This window comes from Sphingobium lactosutens DS20 (genome assembly GCF_000445105.1).
GTDB classification, from domain to species: domain Bacteria; phylum Pseudomonadota; class Alphaproteobacteria; order Sphingomonadales; family Sphingomonadaceae; genus Sphingobium; species Sphingobium lactosutens.
Genome location: NZ_ATDP01000075.1, coordinates 45,218 through 61,957 on the forward strand (window position 1 = coordinate 45,218; position 16,740 = coordinate 61,957).

A 16,740-nucleotide genomic window follows, 5' to 3' on the forward strand; every position below is an offset into this window, starting at 1 on the left:
GAGGACGCACGCCGGAGGCGAGTGTAATGCACCCCACGCACGGGTGCTGCGAGCGCGAATCGGCCGGATTTCCGCCATTTTCTCGTGGCGCAAACTGGCTGTCGATCTGGCACTAAACGTCTGCCACCGGCAGCCAACCCACATGTGATTCCGGCTTAAGCGATTGATCTGCCTTGGCACTTACCGGCTGCCAGCGGCAGTTTTGATAAATTGTTGAGATCACTGCGTTATTCGGCTATAAGAAATGCGCTTCACCACGTTGCTGGCGTGTCGGACAAGGAGTCCGCCGCTTGGCACGCATCACTATCCGCATAGACGATGACCTCTATGCGCGCCTTTCTCTTCAGGCGCGCAACGCCGGTCTCGGCGCCGCGACCTATTGTCGCGACATCCTCGAACGCTTCGAAGGCACGGATCCTTCGGGCTATCATGCCCGCTTTGACGAACTCCATGCGACGGCCATCCAGGCCTTCGCGATCCTCGCCACATCGGTCGGCGAGCGGTCCCCGGACATCCTCCAGAAGGGATTGGGTGAAGCGCGCCGGCTCCTCCGCGAAAGGGGGCTGCTCGATCCCGAGCAGGACCGGGCATGAGCATCTTTCGTCACGACACGCTCGGCTCCTGGACAAGAGGCGGGCAGGCCATCGTCCACAACGTGCGCATGACCACGCAGGTCTTCTACCAGACCTTCCTCGCGGGGCTGGTGATCTGGATCGGCGGCATCATCTGGTACGCGCTCGAGAAATCATCCGATTACGAACGCTTCGTTCTGATGAAGCTTGGCCAAGCTGCCTTCATGGGAGACGCCGTTCCCGGCAATGTCACCCCAATCCTGTTCAAGACCCCGGAGGGCAAACAATACTGGACCAGCCCGAAGGCGCTCCTCGATTCCGGCCTCGCCCACAAGACGCTCGAAGCCTTCGAGACCTATCTCCTGCACGGGGCGGCAATATCCGGTCTGTTCGCCCTGGCCATGCTGGGGTGGGCCTGGTTCTACTTCACCCGGACGGGAAGGGGGCTCGGCTCCAACCAGTTCCTTCGCGGAGCGCGGTTCGGCACCGTGCGGCAGGTCCGCCGGGCGCTGTGGCGATACGCCAAGGGCAGCTTCGACATCGGCGGGGTCAATGTGCCCGACGCGTTTGAGCCCGAGCACATCCTCATCTGCGGCGCGCCTGGCACCGGCAAGACGAACATCATCGTCAAGATGCTCGACGGCATCCGGAAGCGAAAGCGTCGCGCCATCGTCTATGACACGGCCGGCACCTTCGTAGAAAAATTCTACCGGCCGGGGATCGACGTTCTGCTCAATCCGCTCGACGCGCGGGCGGATTCCTGGTCACCCTGGGTCGACGTCCCGAGAGACTACCATTACGACCAGATCGCCGAGTCCACGATCCCTGACAAGACGGGTGATCCCTTCTGGGCGAAGGCAGCGCGCGGTACGCTGGTCGCCGTTTTGCGGAAGCTGGCTCGGCAGGAACGCACCCTCGTTTCAATCCTGCTCGACACGCTGCTCCGCTCCAAGCTGAAGGATCTCGCCGCCTTCGCCGCCGGCACCGATGCGGCAGCATTCATCTCGACCGAAGGCGAGCGCACCAGTGCCGGCATTCAGGCCGAGCTCGCCTCGGTCATGCGCAGCTTCTCTTACCTCGATGATACCGCAGACGGCTTTTCGATCCGCGACTGGGTTGCCAACGAGAAGGACGACAGCTGGCTTTTCATCACCGTGAAGGCGGACCAGCTTCCTTCGCTTCGACCCCTGATCACGGTGTGGCTGGATATCGCGATCAGCGCGATCATGAGCATGACGCCCGACCGCCATCGGCGCCTCTATTGCGTCATCGACGAGTTGCCGACCCTCCAGAGACTGCCCTCGCTCGGTGACTTTCTCGCCCGCGCGCGGAAATATGGCGGCTGCGGCATTCTGGGCTTCCAAAGCTACCCGCAGCTCGAAGCGACCTACGGCATCCAGGATGCGGCCGCGATCACCGGCTACTGCTCGACCTGGGTGGCACTGCGAGCCAACGACACCCCTACCGCGAAGCATGTCAGCGAGAACCTGGGCCAAGTCGAGCAGGTCGAAGCGAACGAGGGCATGTCCTATGGTGTGAACGACATGCGGGACGGCGTGAACCTCTCGCGCATGCAGGTGACGCGACCGCTGGTCATGCACACCGAGGTCACCAACCTGCCTAACCTGATGGGCTATCTCAGGTTCGGTCGTAGCTTGCCAGTGGTCCGGTTCGAAGACAGCTACAATAAGGTCGCCTCCATTGGCGAGGCGTTCGAGGAGCGCGGCACCGCGCCCATTCGGATGGCGGTTCCAGCACCATCGGTATCCCCGGCGCCGGCTGCCCCGATAGCGCCCGCAAAACCCAACGCTACCCCGGCGAAGCGGCGGCGTGCTGCCCCAAGCGTTCCAGGAGCTGAACTGCCCCTGGTACCGCCAAGTGAGCCAACGGGACCGGCCAGCACGCCCTTCGATGAGGGACCGGTGTCTCCCCCGGCGCACAACGAGCGGAAAGAGGAAGCGAGCAACCCGCCGCCACCGCTGGAGCTATTCGGGAAGCCGGCCGGCTTCCGTCTCAGGCAGCACGGACGCCATGACGGCGCCCGCAATGCAGCGAGGCCGGCATGATCAATCCCATCCGCCTCAAGGGGAAACCCGCCAACATCGCCCGATATTACACCGTCGGTGATTATTACACCAAGGGTGACGAAGAGCATTCCGAATGGGGTGGCAAGATCGCCGCCGAATTGGGGCTGGAAGGTGAGGTCGACCCTGCCGTCTTTAAGGAACTATTGGCCGGTAAGGTCGGCGACCAGCAACTAGGGCGTCGCCGAAAGGACGGCGAGATTCAGCATCATCCGGGATGGGACTTCGCGGTCAACGCACCCAAATCGGTATCGATCATGGCACTGGTAGCCGGTGATGACAGGATCATCGAGGCTCATGAACAGGCGGTCGGTGTCGCGCTCGCCTATCTCGAGGAACATGCCACGATGCGGCATCGCGTCGATGGGGAGGTCACCGAGAAAACGACCGGCCGGCTGATCTGGGCACGCTTCACCGAGCATGCCTCTCGCGAGCTGGATCCTCATCTCCACACGCATGTCGTCGTCATGAACATCACCGACGAGCGGGACGGGGCGAAAAAGGTCAGCCTGGAAACCCGCGCGATGTTCGCCGAGCAGATGGCGGCCGGGCAGGTGTATCGCAATGAACTGGCACATCTCCTCCGGGAGCGCGGTTACGATGTCGAATTCGACCCGCGCCGTGGACTGTTCGAGATCCGAGGCGTGCCCAAAGACCTGATCACCGACATGTCGCAACGCGCCGAGCAGATCGAGGCGCATGCAAAGGAGCATGGCCTGACCGGCCAGGCGGCACGACAGCAATCCTTCTATGCCACGCGTGGGCCGAAACAGAAGGCTTCCCTCGAAGAGCTTCATCAGCGGTGGGATGGCCGGCTCGGGCAGCATGCCGAGGCGGTTAAAGAGACTCGAGCGGATGCAGAAGGAAGGGGAGAGCGGCCGCTTGAGGTCGATCCCGCTACCGCCGCACGCGCGATGCTGTTCGGCATCCGCCAATCCGAAAGCAAGGAGGCCGTCAACAATCTCGGGAGGTTGCTACAGACCGCTATGGCCTCCCATGTGGGGGAGGTCCGCCTCGCTGATGTGCGCCCTGTCGTTGAGGAGCACCAGGAACGCGCCAAGCTTCTAGAAACCAGGCATCGCACCGGGGACGAGATCCACACGCGGGGGCGTACGACACGCAAGACAGCACGCCTGGAACTGGCGCTGTCAGACCAACTCGCGCTCGCTCTCAACGATGCGCGTCCGCTGGCCTCCGTCGAGTCGCTGCGCGATGCGGGGCTATCGCGGGGTCTCAAACCTGAGCAGCGGACGGCACTGCTACACATAGGGATGTCAGACCATCGGGTCGTAGCGGTGCATGGCGTCGCCGGCTCGGGCAAGTCGACCATCATCCGCGCATTGCGTGAGGCGGTGGGCGAGGAGACCACCTTGATCGCGTTGGCACCTACCTCATCGGCGGCAGGTGAACTGGGGCTCAAGGCCGGGATCGAGTCGCGTACGGTCGCGAGCCTGCTTGCCACCGGTGGGGTCAAGCTCGACGATAGCCACGTCCTGGTTGTCGATGAGGCTGGCCAGCTCGGCAACCGTCAGGCGATGCGGCTGCTCGAGATCAGTCGGGCCACCGGCGCGCGCCTCATCTTGCTTGGTGATACCCGCCAGACTGGAGCCATCGAGCAGGGCAAGCCCTTCTGGCTGATGATGCGCCTGGGTATGCCCAGGGCCGAGTTGAAGGACCCGATTCGGCAGGAAGCCGAGGGCATCACCAAGGCCGTGCGACTCGCACGACTTCAGAATTACGACGGCTCGCTCGGTGCTCTCGACAAGGTCGTCAGCGGAGATAGCAGCGAAAAGCTCGCTGAAGCCATGGTCGGGGACTGGACGCGGTTAACTCCCGATCAGCGAGCCAAGACCAACATGCTGGTGCTCGAGAACGCGACTCGGCTGATCGTTAACACCAAGGTCCGCGAGGCACTGAAGACCGAGGGCGCGATCGCGGCCGAGGAAACCCGGCTGTCGATCCTGTCGCCATCGGGAATGACCGATCAGGAGAAGCATTTCGCGCGCTTCTATACCCGCGGCCAGGTCGTGACGTTTTCGCGCGACAATGTCGGATTGGGGATCGCGCGCGACGCCGAGTACAAGGTGGCTGGGGTAGGGCGAGATGCTCGTGGCCGTCAGACGGTCAATCTGGTCGACGAGCACGGTCGGATGATTCAATGGGATCCCCGCCTCGGTCGGGCATCCCAGATCAATGTTTTCCAGGAGGAGAAGCGGGATCTTGCCGCTGGCGATCGCATCCAGTGGCGTTTGGTCAACAAGGATCTGGAACTCAAGAATGCCGAGCGGGGCACCGTGGAGCGTCTTGACGGTGCAGTTGCCACGATACGCTGGGACCGGGACGGGCGAAGCCAGGAGGTCGATCTCTCCCAGTATAAAAACTGGGATCACGGCTACGGCGAGACCGTCTACTCAGCCCAGTCCAAGACCTATGATCGGGTTTACGTCCTGGCACCGGTCAACTCCCCGCTGGTCACGGGCCAGAACTATTACACCGCGATCACCCGAGCGCGATTCGGAGCAAGTCTCTGGACGGAGAATCGAGAACGGCTCGTCGAGAAGCTGAAACTGCGGTCCGGCGAGAAAACGTCCTCGCTACAAGGGTTGGGACGAGTCGAGCGCGACAACATCAAGGGCAGGCGGGACCGTCACAGTGAGCGCTGGGACCGTTTGCGTGAGGAGCAGCGCTCGGAGCGCGAAGCAAGGAAAGAAGGCCTAGCTGCTCAGCGTGAACCTGCCGCTCCGTCTCCTCCCGACGGGTTGGCCGAACGCATTGCGCATCGCGCGCAGTCGACCGCCAGCTTTCTGGATCGATGGATCATCTCACTGCTCGATCGAAGTTCCCAGCGTGAGAATGGGGATGTGACAGGTGAGCGTTCGGGAACGCCAACCCCGCAACCGGTGGCTGAACCGCAGCATACTACCGCCCCTGATCATGGAGGTGGTCATGATCGTTAATAGGACGGTGCATGTCCTTGTCGCGCTGCCGTCGCTGTTTCTCGCCTCGGTAGCCCCCGCCCAGGCTGCTTCCTCTCAAATGACCGCGTATGAGGCGCAACTGGGCCAATGTATTCGGGAGGCAGCGGCCGGCCGAACATGGCTCGAGCGAACCCTATGGGGATTGCGGGATCAGGAGGCGGGGTGGATCGGCGCAGAGGTGTTGAACACGAACGGCAGCCATGACCTGGGGCCTCTTCAGATCAACAGCTCCTGGGTCCCCAAGCTTGCGGCTCTCATAGGCAGACCTGCTAGCGATATCCGCTTCTGGTTGGTCAATGACCCATGTTTCAACGTCCAGGCCGCTCGCTGGATCTTCCTTTCCGGGCTCAGCGTCACAGGCGATTATTGGAAGGCTGTCGGGGTATATCACAGTCCAACGGCATGGCGCCAACGACGGTATGTCCTTTCCGTTTCGCGCCACCTCGAACGCCGCTTCGGCGCTCGTGTGTTCTCGGCCGCTTCCACGGCGGCACAGCGATGAGAAGGCTGAGGCTCGACACCACGGCCTACGGAGAGGTGAAACCTGCCGTAGACGACGTCCAGGAACACACACTGCCTGCTCACGCGGAACAGCGATCCGGACGGGACGACCGTTGGACGATCAGACGAAGCGCCTTGTCCCGGCAGCTCGTTCTGGACGCGCAGGAAATTTTCACGCGCAGATTGCAGAGGCCTGTCTCCGAGAACGAAGCGAGGAACATGCTCGGCAACCTGGCGGATTATGTCTGGATGCTCGTCCAATGGGAGGTGTCCGCCGCTGACCCAACAGCGCACGAGCAGAAAAAGAAACAGCCTGCGAGACCCCGTGGTCGACCGCAAAAATCCGATCCTATAAAACGGAAGCCGTCACGCCGAGTGCCGCCTACATAACCTGCCGCCCGCGGCAAGTTGGAGGGGAGGGAGGAGTGGGAGGTGCTTTTAGTAGGATTTAGGAATTTGACATGGCTCGTCCCCGCAAACCCAAAGTTCAATCGCCTGCCCGGGGCCGCCCGGTCGGAGGTGAAAAAGCTGTCCTCTATGCTCGCGTCTCCACTGCGGAGCAGGAGAAGGAAGGCTTCTCGATCGACGCCCAGGTTGCTCTGATCCGGGAGTATGCCGAACGCATGGGGTTCGTCATCGCCGGCCAGTATGTAGATGTGGAGACAGCCAAAAAGACCGGCCGAATGCAGTTCGAGGCGATGCTGAAATACCTTCGGGGCCATCCCGGGGTCCGCCACCTGCTGGTGGAGAAGACGGATCGGCTTTATCGGAACATCAAGGATTGGGTGACGCTCGATGGGTTCGACATCGAACTGCATCTCGTCAAAGAAGGAACGGTCCTCTCCCGCGACTCGCGGTCGTCCGAAAAGTTTATGCATGGTATCAAGGTCCTCATGGCCAAGAACTATGTCGACAACCTGTCGGAGGAGGCTCGTAAGGGCATGCTAGAGAAGGCGAAGCAGGGCATCTGGCCTTCGCAGGCTCCGCTTGGCTACCTCAATGTCGTCGGTCCACATGGGAAGAAAATAATAGTCCCCGACCCCGAGCTTGGCCCCATCGTACAGCGCGTTTTCGAATGGTTTGAAACCGGTGATTATGCGCTGAAGGAGGTCACCCAGAAAGCCAGAGACGCGGGTCTCAGATATCGTCGGAGCCAGCGACCGGTCGGGAACAGCACAATCCACTATATGCTCCGAAACCGGCTTTATGCCGGCGCTTTCGAGTGGGCTGGCCGCTTGTACCAAGGCACTCACGATCCCTTGGTGACTCGTGAGACCTGGGAGAACGTGCAGGAGGTTCTCGACGGGCGTAGCGCGAGCAATGTCCGCGCCGAGGCTTTGCGTTTCGCATTCACCGGCCTCATCACCTGTGGGCACTGCGGATGCGCCGTCGTTGCCCAGATGCAACGTGGACGGTACATTTATTACCATTGCTCGGGCTTCAAGCAGAAGTGTCCTGAAAAATATGTTCGTGAAGAGGCCCTGGCTTTAGCCTTCTCGGAGCAACTTGCCCGGCTGCGCATGGATGACGAGATTTTCTCACTGATCGAACGCGCGATTCGCGAATCGCATTCCGACAAGAGTCGGGAGCGAGTTGAGACAATCGCCCGTTTGCGCCTCGAAGCGGACCGATTGCAGGAACGTCTCGACAAGCTCTACATCGATCATCTCGATGGCCGGATCACGGCCGACATGCACGACCGAATGTCTGCAACCTGGCGCGAGGAACGGGCAGGGTGCCAGCGCCGGATCGACGTGCTGCATAATGCCGAAGATGCATATGTCGAAGACGGGATCGCGTTGCTCAATCTCGGTCGGAAGGCTCACGCAACCTTCAGCTTACAGTCTCCAAGCAGCAAAAACTCGGCTTTGAATCTGTTGGTTTTGAACAGCACGTGGGCGAACGGCCAACTGCACGTCACCTTTCGCGAACCGTTTGATATGCTTGAAGAAATTGGATCCGGAAATCCGCCCACCGAGCCCCCGACTGGGTCGGGTGGCTCGGGCGTTTCAAGTTGGCTCCCCGAGTAGGATTCGAACCTACGGCCATTCGATTAACAGTCGAATGCTCTACCGCTGAGCTATCGGGGAGCAACCCGGCTTTCGCTGGGCAGGCCGCGCCTATAGCAGCGCCTTTCCGGCGATGGCAAGCGTCAAATTGTCGAAAAATCCTGGCCGGGCGCGTCAGGCGATGAACTGTTCCGCGGCGATCCGGTCATCAAGCGTGTGTTCGGGATCAAACAGCAGGGTGAGCGGTGTCGTCCGGTCGATTCGAACCTCCACCTGCGCCACATCGCGCACCTCCCGCTGGTCGGCGACGGCGCTCACTGGGCGCTTGACGGGATTGAGGACGGCGAAGCGGATTCGCGTTGCTTCGGGAAGGATTGCGCCACGCCAGCGTCGCGGGCGAAAGGGGCTGATCGGCGTCAGCGCCACCAGTGCCGATCCCAGCGGCAAAATGGGGCCATGCGCCGACAGATTATAGGCGGTCGAACCGGCCGGGGTCGCGACCAGCACCCCGTCGCACACCAGTTCGGGCAGGACCATCCGGCCATTGACTTCCACTTCCAGTTTCGCGGTCTGGCGGGTTTCGCGCAGCAGCGACACTTCGTTGATGGCGGGAATGGAGAATTGCTCGCCGTCGACCGTGTCCACCGTCATGCGCAGCGGGTTGACCTTGAAACTCTTGGCCTTGGCAAGCCGTTGGTCCAGACCGTCGAGCCGCCATTCGTTCATCAGGAAGCCGACAGTGCCAAGGTTCATGCCGAATATCGGCAGGATTCGCCGCGCCTCCAGCATCGCATGCAGGGTCTGGAGCATGAAGCCATCGCCGCCCAGCGCCACCACCATGTCCGCCGCCTCGATCGGGGCAAAGTCGTATACGGCGCGCAGCCTTTCTTCCGCCGCTCGGGCCGCCGGGGTTGGAGACGCGACAAGGGCGCGCCGGATGTCGCCGCTCATCCGCCAGTCACGCTCATATGGCGACGCGTGGCGGCGGGCGCATTTGCGCCGATGCGAAAATCATGGGCGGCAGGCTTCAGGCGCAGCGCCCGGTCGACGAGCGGTTGCACCGCGTCCAGACCGCCTTCGCGAAGGGCTGCCTTGAAATCGACATGATCCTCATGCCCCAGGCACATGAAAATCTTGCCTTCGCAGGTCATGCGGATGCGATTGCAGTCCGCACAGAAATTACGGGTGAGGGGGGTGATGAGTCCCAACCGCACGCGCATCCCCTCCACCGCATGATAACGCGATGGGCCGCCGGTGCGATGCGCAATGGGCGTGAGGGGGTGAACAGCCGCGATATCGTCCACAACTTGCGTCAGCGGAAGATAATGATCGGTCCGGTCTTCCCCCGTGTCGCCAAGCGGCATGGTTTCGATGAGGCTGAGGTCGAAACCCTGGCTGTCGCACCAGCGCAGCATCGGCAGGATTTCATCGTCATTGATGCCTTTGAGCGCCACCATGTTGATCTTGACGGCAAGGCCGGCCGCGCGCGCTGCGTTTAGCCCGGCAAACACCCGGCCAATGTCGCCGCCGCGCGTCACGTCGGCAAAGCGGGCTGGATCGAGACTGTCCAGGCTGACATTGACGCGGCGGACGCCGGCGTCGAACAGGTCCTGCGCGTAAACATCCAGCCGGGTCGCGTTGGTGGTGAGCGTCAGTTCATCCAGACCGTTGCCCAGATGGCGACCGATCCGCCGCACGAGTTCGCCAATGTCGCGCCGGACCAGTGGCTCGCCGCCCGTCAGCCGGATTTTCGTGATGCCGCGCGCGATGAAGAGATCGGCCAGGAGGGCAATCTCCTCCAGGCTCAGGACCTGATCCTTGGGCAGAAATTGCATCCGTTCGGACATGCAATAGCGGCAGCGCAAATCGCAGCGATCCGTCACCGAAATCCGCAAATAGCTGATCCGGCGGCCCAAGGCGTCAACCAGTGGCGCGGAGGAGGAGGTGGCGATGGCCATGGGATATAGCTAGGCGATGGCCATGGCCCGTGCAAGCGCCCCGGTTGCAGCAACGCAAACGGGTCGGTAACGCCTTGCTGATAGGACGGCGCGATGCGCGGCGTCGGGGAGATACAGATAGTGGGCGGGGACGCCGCATCGGCGACACAGCATAGTCTTTTCATCCTTTCGCTGGGCGACCGAGACGGTTTGTCGCAGGCAGCGCAGGCGATTGGGTGGCGCAGCATCGGCGCGCGCCGCGCCCGCGATGCGCCACAGCGTTTCCTGAGAAGCGAGGCGCAGGTTGCGCTCATCGATTTGCGCCGGGAAGCGGACGTCGACGCATTGCTGGCGCCCTTGGTGCCCGCGATGGAAGCCGGCGGCGGGGCGCTGGTCGTGTTGCTTGATCGGGGCGAGGAAGCGCGGGTGCCTGGGCTGCTGGCGGCAGGCGCCACGCATTTCCTGCTGGCCCCGTTCAGCGCCGATGAACTGCGCGCGGTCCTGCTGTCGGCGCAGCGCCTGGTCGAACGGCTGGGTGGGGAGCAGGGCGCGCGCCATCGGGCGCAGCGGATTCGCCGGGGTGACGCCCTCTATTGGCAATTGGGCAGCGACGGCCTGTTGCGCCTGAGCGACGCGCTGGCGCGGCATCTGGCGCTGGATGCACCGATGCTGGCACCGGCCGCACTGGTGCGGCATTTGCCGCGCGCCGAGCGCGCGGGCGTGCTGGCGGCGCTGCGGGCGATGGCGCGCACCGGCCGCCCTGCATCGCTGGCGCACGGATTGCCCGATCGGCCAGGCGATCGGCTGGTTCATCATCTGCGTATGGAAGAGGGGCATCTTGCCGCCGATGTCGAATGGCTCTCCGACCAGCATGAGCGGGACAGCAGCAGCCGGGACTATCTGACCGGCTTGCGATCACGACAGGCGGCGCTTGAGTGGCTGGACCGTCGGACAGGGCTGCCGACCACGATCCTGCTGCTGTCGATCAGCCAGTTCGAACGGATGAATGCGGCCTATGGACAGGTGGTGGGCGACGCGCTGCTTGGCCGGATCGCGCGGCGGATCGAGCGCATGGTCGATGATGTCGCGCCCGGTGCCATGGTGGCGCGGATTGCCGGAACCGAATTTCTCGTCGGCCTTGTCGGCGAACAGGGTAGCGGCGACCGGGCGACATTTCTGGCGCGCCAGCTAATCGGTGCAATCGGGCGACCGTTCAGCGCGGGCGATCACCTCATTCGCCTGATCGCGCGATGCGGTATCGCACAAGCGCGCGGCGAGGACGATGCGACGCATCTGCTGCGGCGGGCCGGCATGGCGCTGGCCGATGCACGGCAGGCGGGCGGTGAGGGCATTCGCATCCTAGCGGCGGAGAAACAGAGTCGGCAGGTCGATCCCGACCGGTTGGAAACCGACTTGCGCCTGGCGCTGGATCGGGGCGAAATCGGCATCGTGTTCCAGCCACAATATCCGGTAGGGTCGGAGATCATCAGCGGCGTCGAGGCGCTGGCGCGCTGGAACCACCCCCATTATGGCCCGCTGGGCGCCGGCATCCTGTTCGCGACGGCCGAACGATCCGATTATATGCTGCCGCTGTCCGCCCATATCCTGGGTGAGGCCCTGCGGCAGGCGTCGGCCTGGCCGCGCGCCTTGTCCGACCTGCGGCTATCCATCAATGTCACAGCCGCCGATATCGCTCAGCCGCAATTCATGCCTGACCTGCTCGATACGGTCGATCGCAGCGGATTTCCGCGGTCGCGGCTGACGGTGGAAATAACCGAAAGCGGGCTGATCCACGATGTCGATGCGGCGGCCTCGCTTTTGCGCGCGTTGCGCAAGGAAGGGCTTGCGGTCGCGATCGATGATTTTGGCACGGGCTATTCCAGTCTGGCCTATCTCAAATCCCTGCCACTCGATTATCTCAAGATCGACAGCGGCCTGGCGCAGGATATTGCCGGCACCGCGCGGGACAGGATCATCGTGCGGGGCATCATCCACATGGCCAAGTCGCTGGGGCTCAAGGTCATCGCCGAGGGCGTGGAGACCGAGGAGCAACTGGACCTGCTGGCGCGCGAGGGGTGCGATTATTATCAGGGGTTTCTGCGATCGGCGGGCATTTCTTCAGCCGAACTGGTGGCGCTGGTGCTCGCATAAGGAAAAGGCGCAGGATTGCTCCCGCGCCTTTTCCCTGTCTGCCCTTCAGGCGAGCGCCGAGTTACAGAGCGGCCTTGAGCTTGTCGACCAGATCGGTCTTCTCCCAGGGAAAGAAGTCGCCTTCGGGCTTGCGGCCGAAATGGCCATAAGCAGCGGTCGGCTGGTAGATAGGCTTGTTGAGGCCCAGATGGGTGCGGATGCCGCGCGGGGTCAGACCCCCCAGTTCCTTGAGCGACTTGATTGCATCCTCGATCCGGTCGTCGCCCACCGTGCCGGTGCCGTGCGTGTCAACGTAGAGAGACAGCGGTTCGGCGACGCCGATCGCATAGGCAATCTGGATGGTGCAACGCTGGGCAAGACCCGCGGCGACGACATTCTTGGCGAGATAGCGCGTGATATAGGCGGCCGAGCGGTCGACCTTGGTCGGATCCTTGCCGCTGAAAGCGCCGCCGCCATGGGGAGACGCGCCGCCATAGGTGTCGACGATGATCTTGCGACCGGTAAGACCCGCATCGCCATCCGGCCCGCCAATTTCGAAGCTGCCGGTCGGGTTGATGTGGTAGACGGTTTCGTCCGAAAGCAGATCGGCGGGAATGACCTTTGCCACCACGCCTTTCACATAGGCCTTGAGTTCGGCTTCCTTGTCGCCCTGGTCATAGCCCTTGGCATGCTGGGTCGACACGACGACGGCGGTGCAGGCGACCGGCTTGCTGCCTTCATACCGCAATGTAACCTGGCTCTTGGCGTCGGGTTCCAGAAAGGGCGCGGCCTTCGAATGGCGGTCGGCCGCCATCGTTTCCAGAATCTTGTGGCTATAATACAGGGTGGCGGGCATCAGGTCGGGCGTATCATTGGCGGCATAGCCGAACATGATTCCCTGATCGCCTGCGCCTTCATCCTTGTTGCCGCTGGCATCGACGCCCTGCGCGATATGGGCGCTCTGGGCATGAAGATTATTTTCAAAGCGCAGCGTTTCCCAATGGAAACCGTCCTGCTCATAACCGATGCGCTTCACCGTTTCGCGGACGGTGCGTTCAATCTCTTCCTGCGCGCCGGGCGCCCATGCGCCATTTTCATAGACGCCCTTGCAACGGATTTCGCCGGCCAGAACCACAAGCTGCGTCGTCGTGAGCGTTTCGCAGGCGATGCGCGCTTCGGGGTCCTTGGACAGGAACAGGTCGACGATGGCGTCCGAAATCTGGTCGGCGACCTTGTCGGGATGGCCTTCCGATACGGATTCGGACGTGAAGAGGTAGTTTGAACGCATGGTTGCTCCAGTCTGATGCTGTGTCTGCGTATAAAGAAATCTTTATGTGCAGCGGGTGCCTTAGCGGCTGCGGCGTCGGGTTGCAACGGCGGCGGCGGCAAGCCCCAGGGCGAACAGCGCCGGAAGAACATTGCCGAAGCGGGCAAAAGGCGTGGGCGAAAGCGCCGGCGGCAGGCCGCTATCAAGATAACCCGCGCGATTCGGGGCGATGGACCGGACGATCTGCCCACGCGCGTCGATGATGGCCGATACGCCCGTGGGTGTCGACCGGATGATCGGCATGCCTTCTTCCAGTGCGCGCAACCGGGCCTGGGCCAGATGCTGGACCGGCCCCCAACTGCCGAACCAAGCGTCATTGGACGGGTTGAACAGGAAGGCGGGTCGGTTGGCCCGGTCGATCACCTGGCCCGAAAAGATGATTTCGTAGCAAATCTGGACCCCCATCTTCAGCGATGGCCGGCCCAGGGTGGCGGGCAGGGTAAGACTCTGCGGGCCGGGGCCGGGCCAGAAATCCGCGTCGCCGGGCACTAGGCGGGACAGGCCGATGGGTTCTAGGATGTTCCGCATGGGCAGATATTCGCCATAGGGGACGAGATGCGCCTTGGAATAGCGCCCGGCAATCGTCGCCTGCGGCGTCACGATCCAAACGCTGTTGTTGGCGCCGGTCAGTTTGCTCACTGGAACGCCATTCTCCTCGACCGTTTTGAAATAGACCTTGTCCCCGCCGGTCAGCAGCAGGTCGCCCGGTCCCAACAGGCCCGCGAGCCGCGCGCGCCAGTCCGGTTCCATGTCGAGATAGGCGGGAATGGCGGCTTCGGGCCAGAAGATGAGGCGCGGCGCGGGGCGCGGTTCGCCCGACAAGGCGCGGAGTTTGGCGAAGTTGCGATATTCGGCCTCGACCGAATATTTTTCCTCCTGCCCGATATTGGGCTGAACCACCCGAACGCGCGGCGCGCCTGCTGGGATTGGCGGAGCAGGGGCGATCCAGCCGACAAGGGCGATGAGCGCGATCGGCGCGGCGATCACGCCGGCGAGCCGCGCCTGCCCATGAACGGCGAACATCAGCGCGCCTGCCGCCAATATCACCAGCGCGCCAAGGCCATAGGTGCCGATCACGGTCGCCGCGATGCCCGCGCCGGTTGGCAGCAGGATGACGCCAAGCGGGTTCCAGGCAAAGCCGGTGAAAAGCGTCGCGCGCAGAAATTCCGTGACGATCCAGCAGGCCGCGAGGACGAACAGCGACGCAAGTGGGGGCAGCGCGAACCGGCGCGCGATCCACCAATTGGCCAGGACCGCCAGTCCGGGGTAAACCGCGAGATAAAGCGAGAGAAGCACCACCGCGCCATAGCCGAACCAGTGCGGCATCGAGTCCTGAAAGGTGAAGGCGTGCGCGATCCAGTTGAGGCCAAGGGTGAAATGCCCCACGCCAAACAGCCAGCCATAAAAGAAGGCAGCGCGGCGATCGGAGGCTTTGCCGATCAGGATGATGAGCGCCGCCAGGCAGACCAGCGTTACCGGCCAGAGGTTGAGCGGCGCAAATCCGGTCGCGGACAAAAGACCCGCCAGCAGCGCTGCGACCCTTGGGTGACGGTCAAAGGCGGCCTGGACTTGGATCATGGCGATCAGCGAACCGTATCTATGGTCGCGCCGGAACATAGGTCGCTTTTGCCCTGCGATCCCGACAGGGCCGACACCGCCAGAAAGCCGCCAACGATCAGCAGCAGGAAGGCGGCGGACAGCAGCGCCAGATATTTCTCGATGAACGCCTTGATCGGGCGGCCGAATTTCCAGAACAGGATGCCGACCAGCATGAACTGGAAACCGCGGCTCAGAATGCTGGCCCACAGGAAGGTGAAGAGCGGCAGGCCGATGAAACCGGCGGTGATGGTGATCAGTTTGAAGGGGATGGGCGTCGCGCCCTTGATCAGGATGATCTCCGCTCCATAGTCCCGCAAATAACAGGCCGCGACCGGGAACTTCTCAGCCAGGCCCAGCGCGGTGAGAATCTGGGTGCCGATCGTTTCGTAGAGAAAGTAACCGATCGCATAGCCAAACAGCCCGCCCAGCACCGACGCGATGGTGCAGATGAGGCCGAACCGGATCGCCCGTTCCGGCCGGGCCAGGCACATCAGCCCCAGCAATGGATGCGGCGGGATCGGGAAGAAGCTGGATTCCATGAAGCTGACGGCGAACAGCCAGCGTTCGGCGTGGCGGTGCGCGGCCTTGGCCAGCGTCCATTGATAGAGCCTGTTGAGCATCGCGCGCGACCTAGCGGAGAAGCCGCCGCGCTGCCAGCGCTTTCGCCGGCTTCGTCATGTTGCAGGACCGACTGGTCGGCTGTCGCAAGCGACGGCGTTGACGCCGCCGCGCCGTCTGGGCAAGACCGGCTTCCCTTGTCGTCTGTTTGGTCCGCGCGTTTGAATATCTCCTCGATTCCCTGGGACAAGGTGCGGCAGCGGGCGGGCGGCGTGACGTTCGCGCTGGTTCTCAACCTGCTGCTTCTGCTGGCGCTCTTCACCCTGTCGCCATCCTTCCAGCCGCCCAAGATGGACCCGCGCCTGCCGGTCACGTTCGAAACGGAGGCCGGCCCCAAAGCCGCCAAGGAAGAGGCCAAGGCGGAAAAGGCGGAGCGGAAGGAAAAAAGCAGGGCAGAGCCGCAAAAGGCGGAGGAGCCGGTCGTTCGCCCGCCGGTCGAGGTCGAAAAGCCGGCCGAGCAGCCGCCATCTCCTTTTCCTTTCCTGACGCTTAATCGCGAGCAGATGGCGTCGGCCGACATCGGCACGATGCCCAAGCGCGCGCCCGGCGAAGGCGCGGCAGGACAGGGGGAGAGCGCGGCGGTGGCGGGGCCGGGCGAGGGGCCGGGGGGCGTCCAGCTTCGTAAGGCCCAATGGTACAGGCGTCCGAAGTATAGTGAATTGTTGCCCTATTTGCCTGAAAACCGGCCAAAATCATGGTGGGTATTGATGGCTTGTGAGCCTGTCGACCACTATCACGTTGAAAATTGCCAAGTGCTTAAGGAGTCGTCGCCGCAATTCGGTCTGGGAAGGGCGATGCGACTGGCTGCTTGGCAGTTCTTGATCATACCGGAGCGCGTTAACGGCAAAGTGATGGCGGGCAGCATGGTGAGCATACTTATCGATCACCGCGCTGCTGCTCCGCTAGAAGTCCAATAGGTGCCAATGTCTACGAGACGGGCCGTGCACTTGATTTCAATAGTCGCTAGGTCGCTATCCTGCCAAAA

11 protein-coding genes and 1 tRNA gene are annotated in these 16,740 nt (G+C 62.8%); 6 read left to right on the top strand and 6 right to left on the bottom strand.

All coding sequences use genetic code 11. From position 1 onward, the window contains the following. Positions 1-290 precede the first annotated feature (290 nt). From RLDS_RS35605 to RLDS_RS55195, 4 genes are all read left to right on the top strand, one after another. Entirely contained in the window at positions 291-593 is a 303-nt protein-coding gene (locus tag RLDS_RS35605) for a hypothetical protein (protein ID WP_021225232.1), read from the top strand. Next, on the top strand, positions 590-2,638 hold the full coding sequence (locus tag RLDS_RS35610; RefSeq protein WP_021225233.1) for a type IV secretion system DNA-binding domain-containing protein: 2,049 nt from the start codon (positions 590-592) through the stop codon (positions 2,636-2,638). Before RLDS_RS35605 ends, RLDS_RS35610 begins: the two co-directional genes overlap by 4 nt. After that, complete coding sequence (mobF, locus tag RLDS_RS35615; RefSeq protein ID WP_021225234.1) at positions 2,635-5,613, top strand: MobF family relaxase; 2,979 nt, start codon at positions 2,635-2,637, stop codon at positions 5,611-5,613. The genes RLDS_RS35610 and mobF overlap by 4 nt, the downstream gene beginning before the upstream one ends. A gap of 983 nt (positions 5,614-6,596) precedes the next feature. Then, positions 6,597-8,165 (top strand): recombinase family protein, encoded by a 1,569-nt coding sequence (locus RLDS_RS55195; protein WP_084514714.1) that lies wholly within the window; start codon positions 6,597-6,599, stop codon positions 8,163-8,165. On the opposite strand, the gene RLDS_RS35640 is transcribed toward RLDS_RS55195, so the two are convergent. The 3 genes from RLDS_RS35640 to moaA all read right to left on the bottom strand — a co-directional run bounded on the left by RLDS_RS35640 (position 8,151) and on the right by moaA (position 10,102). Beyond that, positions 8,151-8,225: transfer RNA gene (locus RLDS_RS35640), tRNA-Asn, on the bottom strand. The genes RLDS_RS55195 and RLDS_RS35640 overlap by 15 nt on opposite strands. 93 nt (positions 8,226-8,318) lie before the next feature. Then, positions 8,319-9,095, bottom strand: a complete 777-nt coding sequence (locus tag RLDS_RS35645) for an NAD kinase (protein WP_021225237.1) — start codon at positions 9,093-9,095, stop codon at positions 8,319-8,321. Beyond that, positions 9,092-10,102: a GTP 3',8-cyclase MoaA gene (gene moaA, locus RLDS_RS35650; RefSeq protein WP_021225238.1), complete on the bottom strand. Its 1,011-nt coding sequence runs from the start codon at positions 10,100-10,102 to the stop codon at positions 9,092-9,094. The genes RLDS_RS35645 and moaA overlap by 4 nt, the downstream gene beginning before the upstream one ends. 93 nt (positions 10,103-10,195) lie before the next feature. Here moaA and RLDS_RS35655 point away from each other — a divergent pair, with 93 nt between their 5' ends. Beyond that, positions 10,196-12,232 carry a putative bifunctional diguanylate cyclase/phosphodiesterase gene (locus RLDS_RS35655; protein ID WP_021225239.1) on the top strand — a complete coding sequence of 679 codons (2,037 nt, stop codon included), beginning with the start codon at positions 10,196-10,198 and terminating at the stop codon, positions 12,230-12,232. A gap of 61 nt (positions 12,233-12,293) precedes the next feature. Here the strand turns inward: RLDS_RS35655 and metK are convergent, their stop codons facing one another. The 3 genes from metK to RLDS_RS35670 are packed head-to-tail and all read right to left on the bottom strand — an operon-like array spanning position 12,294 to position 15,757. After that, positions 12,294-13,499 carry a methionine adenosyltransferase gene (gene metK / locus RLDS_RS35660; RefSeq protein WP_021225240.1) on the bottom strand — a complete coding sequence of 402 codons (1,206 nt, stop codon included), beginning with the start codon at positions 13,497-13,499 and terminating at the stop codon, positions 12,294-12,296. Between the two features lie 60 nt (positions 13,500-13,559). Next, a complete protein-coding gene (gene lnt, locus RLDS_RS35665) occupies positions 13,560-15,155 on the bottom strand; it encodes an apolipoprotein N-acyltransferase (RefSeq protein WP_021225241.1) in 1,596 nt (531 codons plus the stop codon). After that, entirely contained in the window at positions 15,122-15,757 is a 636-nt protein-coding gene (locus RLDS_RS35670; RefSeq protein WP_021225242.1) for a YqaA family protein, read from the bottom strand. Before RLDS_RS35670 ends, lnt begins: the two co-directional genes overlap by 34 nt. Positions 15,758-15,916: 159 nt before the next feature. Between RLDS_RS35670 and RLDS_RS35675 the strand changes: the two genes are divergently transcribed. Then, entirely contained in the window at positions 15,917-16,672 is a 756-nt protein-coding gene (locus tag RLDS_RS35675) for a hypothetical protein (protein ID WP_021225243.1), read from the top strand. The last annotated feature ends 68 nt before the right edge of the window (positions 16,673-16,740 follow it).

Bases quoted from the DNA above. Each gene is read 5' to 3' on its own strand.
- moaA (WP_021225238.1), bottom strand. From the start codon at position 10,102: ATGGCCATCGCCACCTCCTCCTCCGCGCCACTGGTTGACGCCTTGGGC.
- mobF (WP_021225234.1), top strand. From the start codon at position 2,635: ATGATCAATCCCATCCGCCTCAAGGGGAAACCCGCCAACATCGCCCGA.
- metK (WP_021225240.1), bottom strand. From the start codon at position 13,499: ATGCGTTCAAACTACCTCTTCACGTCCGAATCCGTATCGGAAGGCCAT.
- RLDS_RS35610 (WP_021225233.1), top strand. From the start codon at position 590: ATGAGCATCTTTCGTCACGACACGCTCGGCTCCTGGACAAGAGGCGGG.
- RLDS_RS55195 (WP_084514714.1), top strand. From the start codon at position 6,597: ATGGCTCGTCCCCGCAAACCCAAAGTTCAATCGCCTGCCCGGGGCCGC.
- RLDS_RS35670 (WP_021225242.1), bottom strand. From the start codon at position 15,757: ATGCTCAACAGGCTCTATCAATGGACGCTGGCCAAGGCCGCGCACCGC.
- lnt (WP_021225241.1), bottom strand. From the start codon at position 15,155: ATGTTCCGGCGCGACCATAGATACGGTTCGCTGATCGCCATGATCCAA.
- RLDS_RS35655 (WP_021225239.1), top strand. From the start codon at position 10,196: ATGCGCGGCGTCGGGGAGATACAGATAGTGGGCGGGGACGCCGCATCG.
- RLDS_RS35645 (WP_021225237.1), bottom strand. From the start codon at position 9,095: ATGAGCGGCGACATCCGGCGCGCCCTTGTCGCGTCTCCAACCCCGGCG.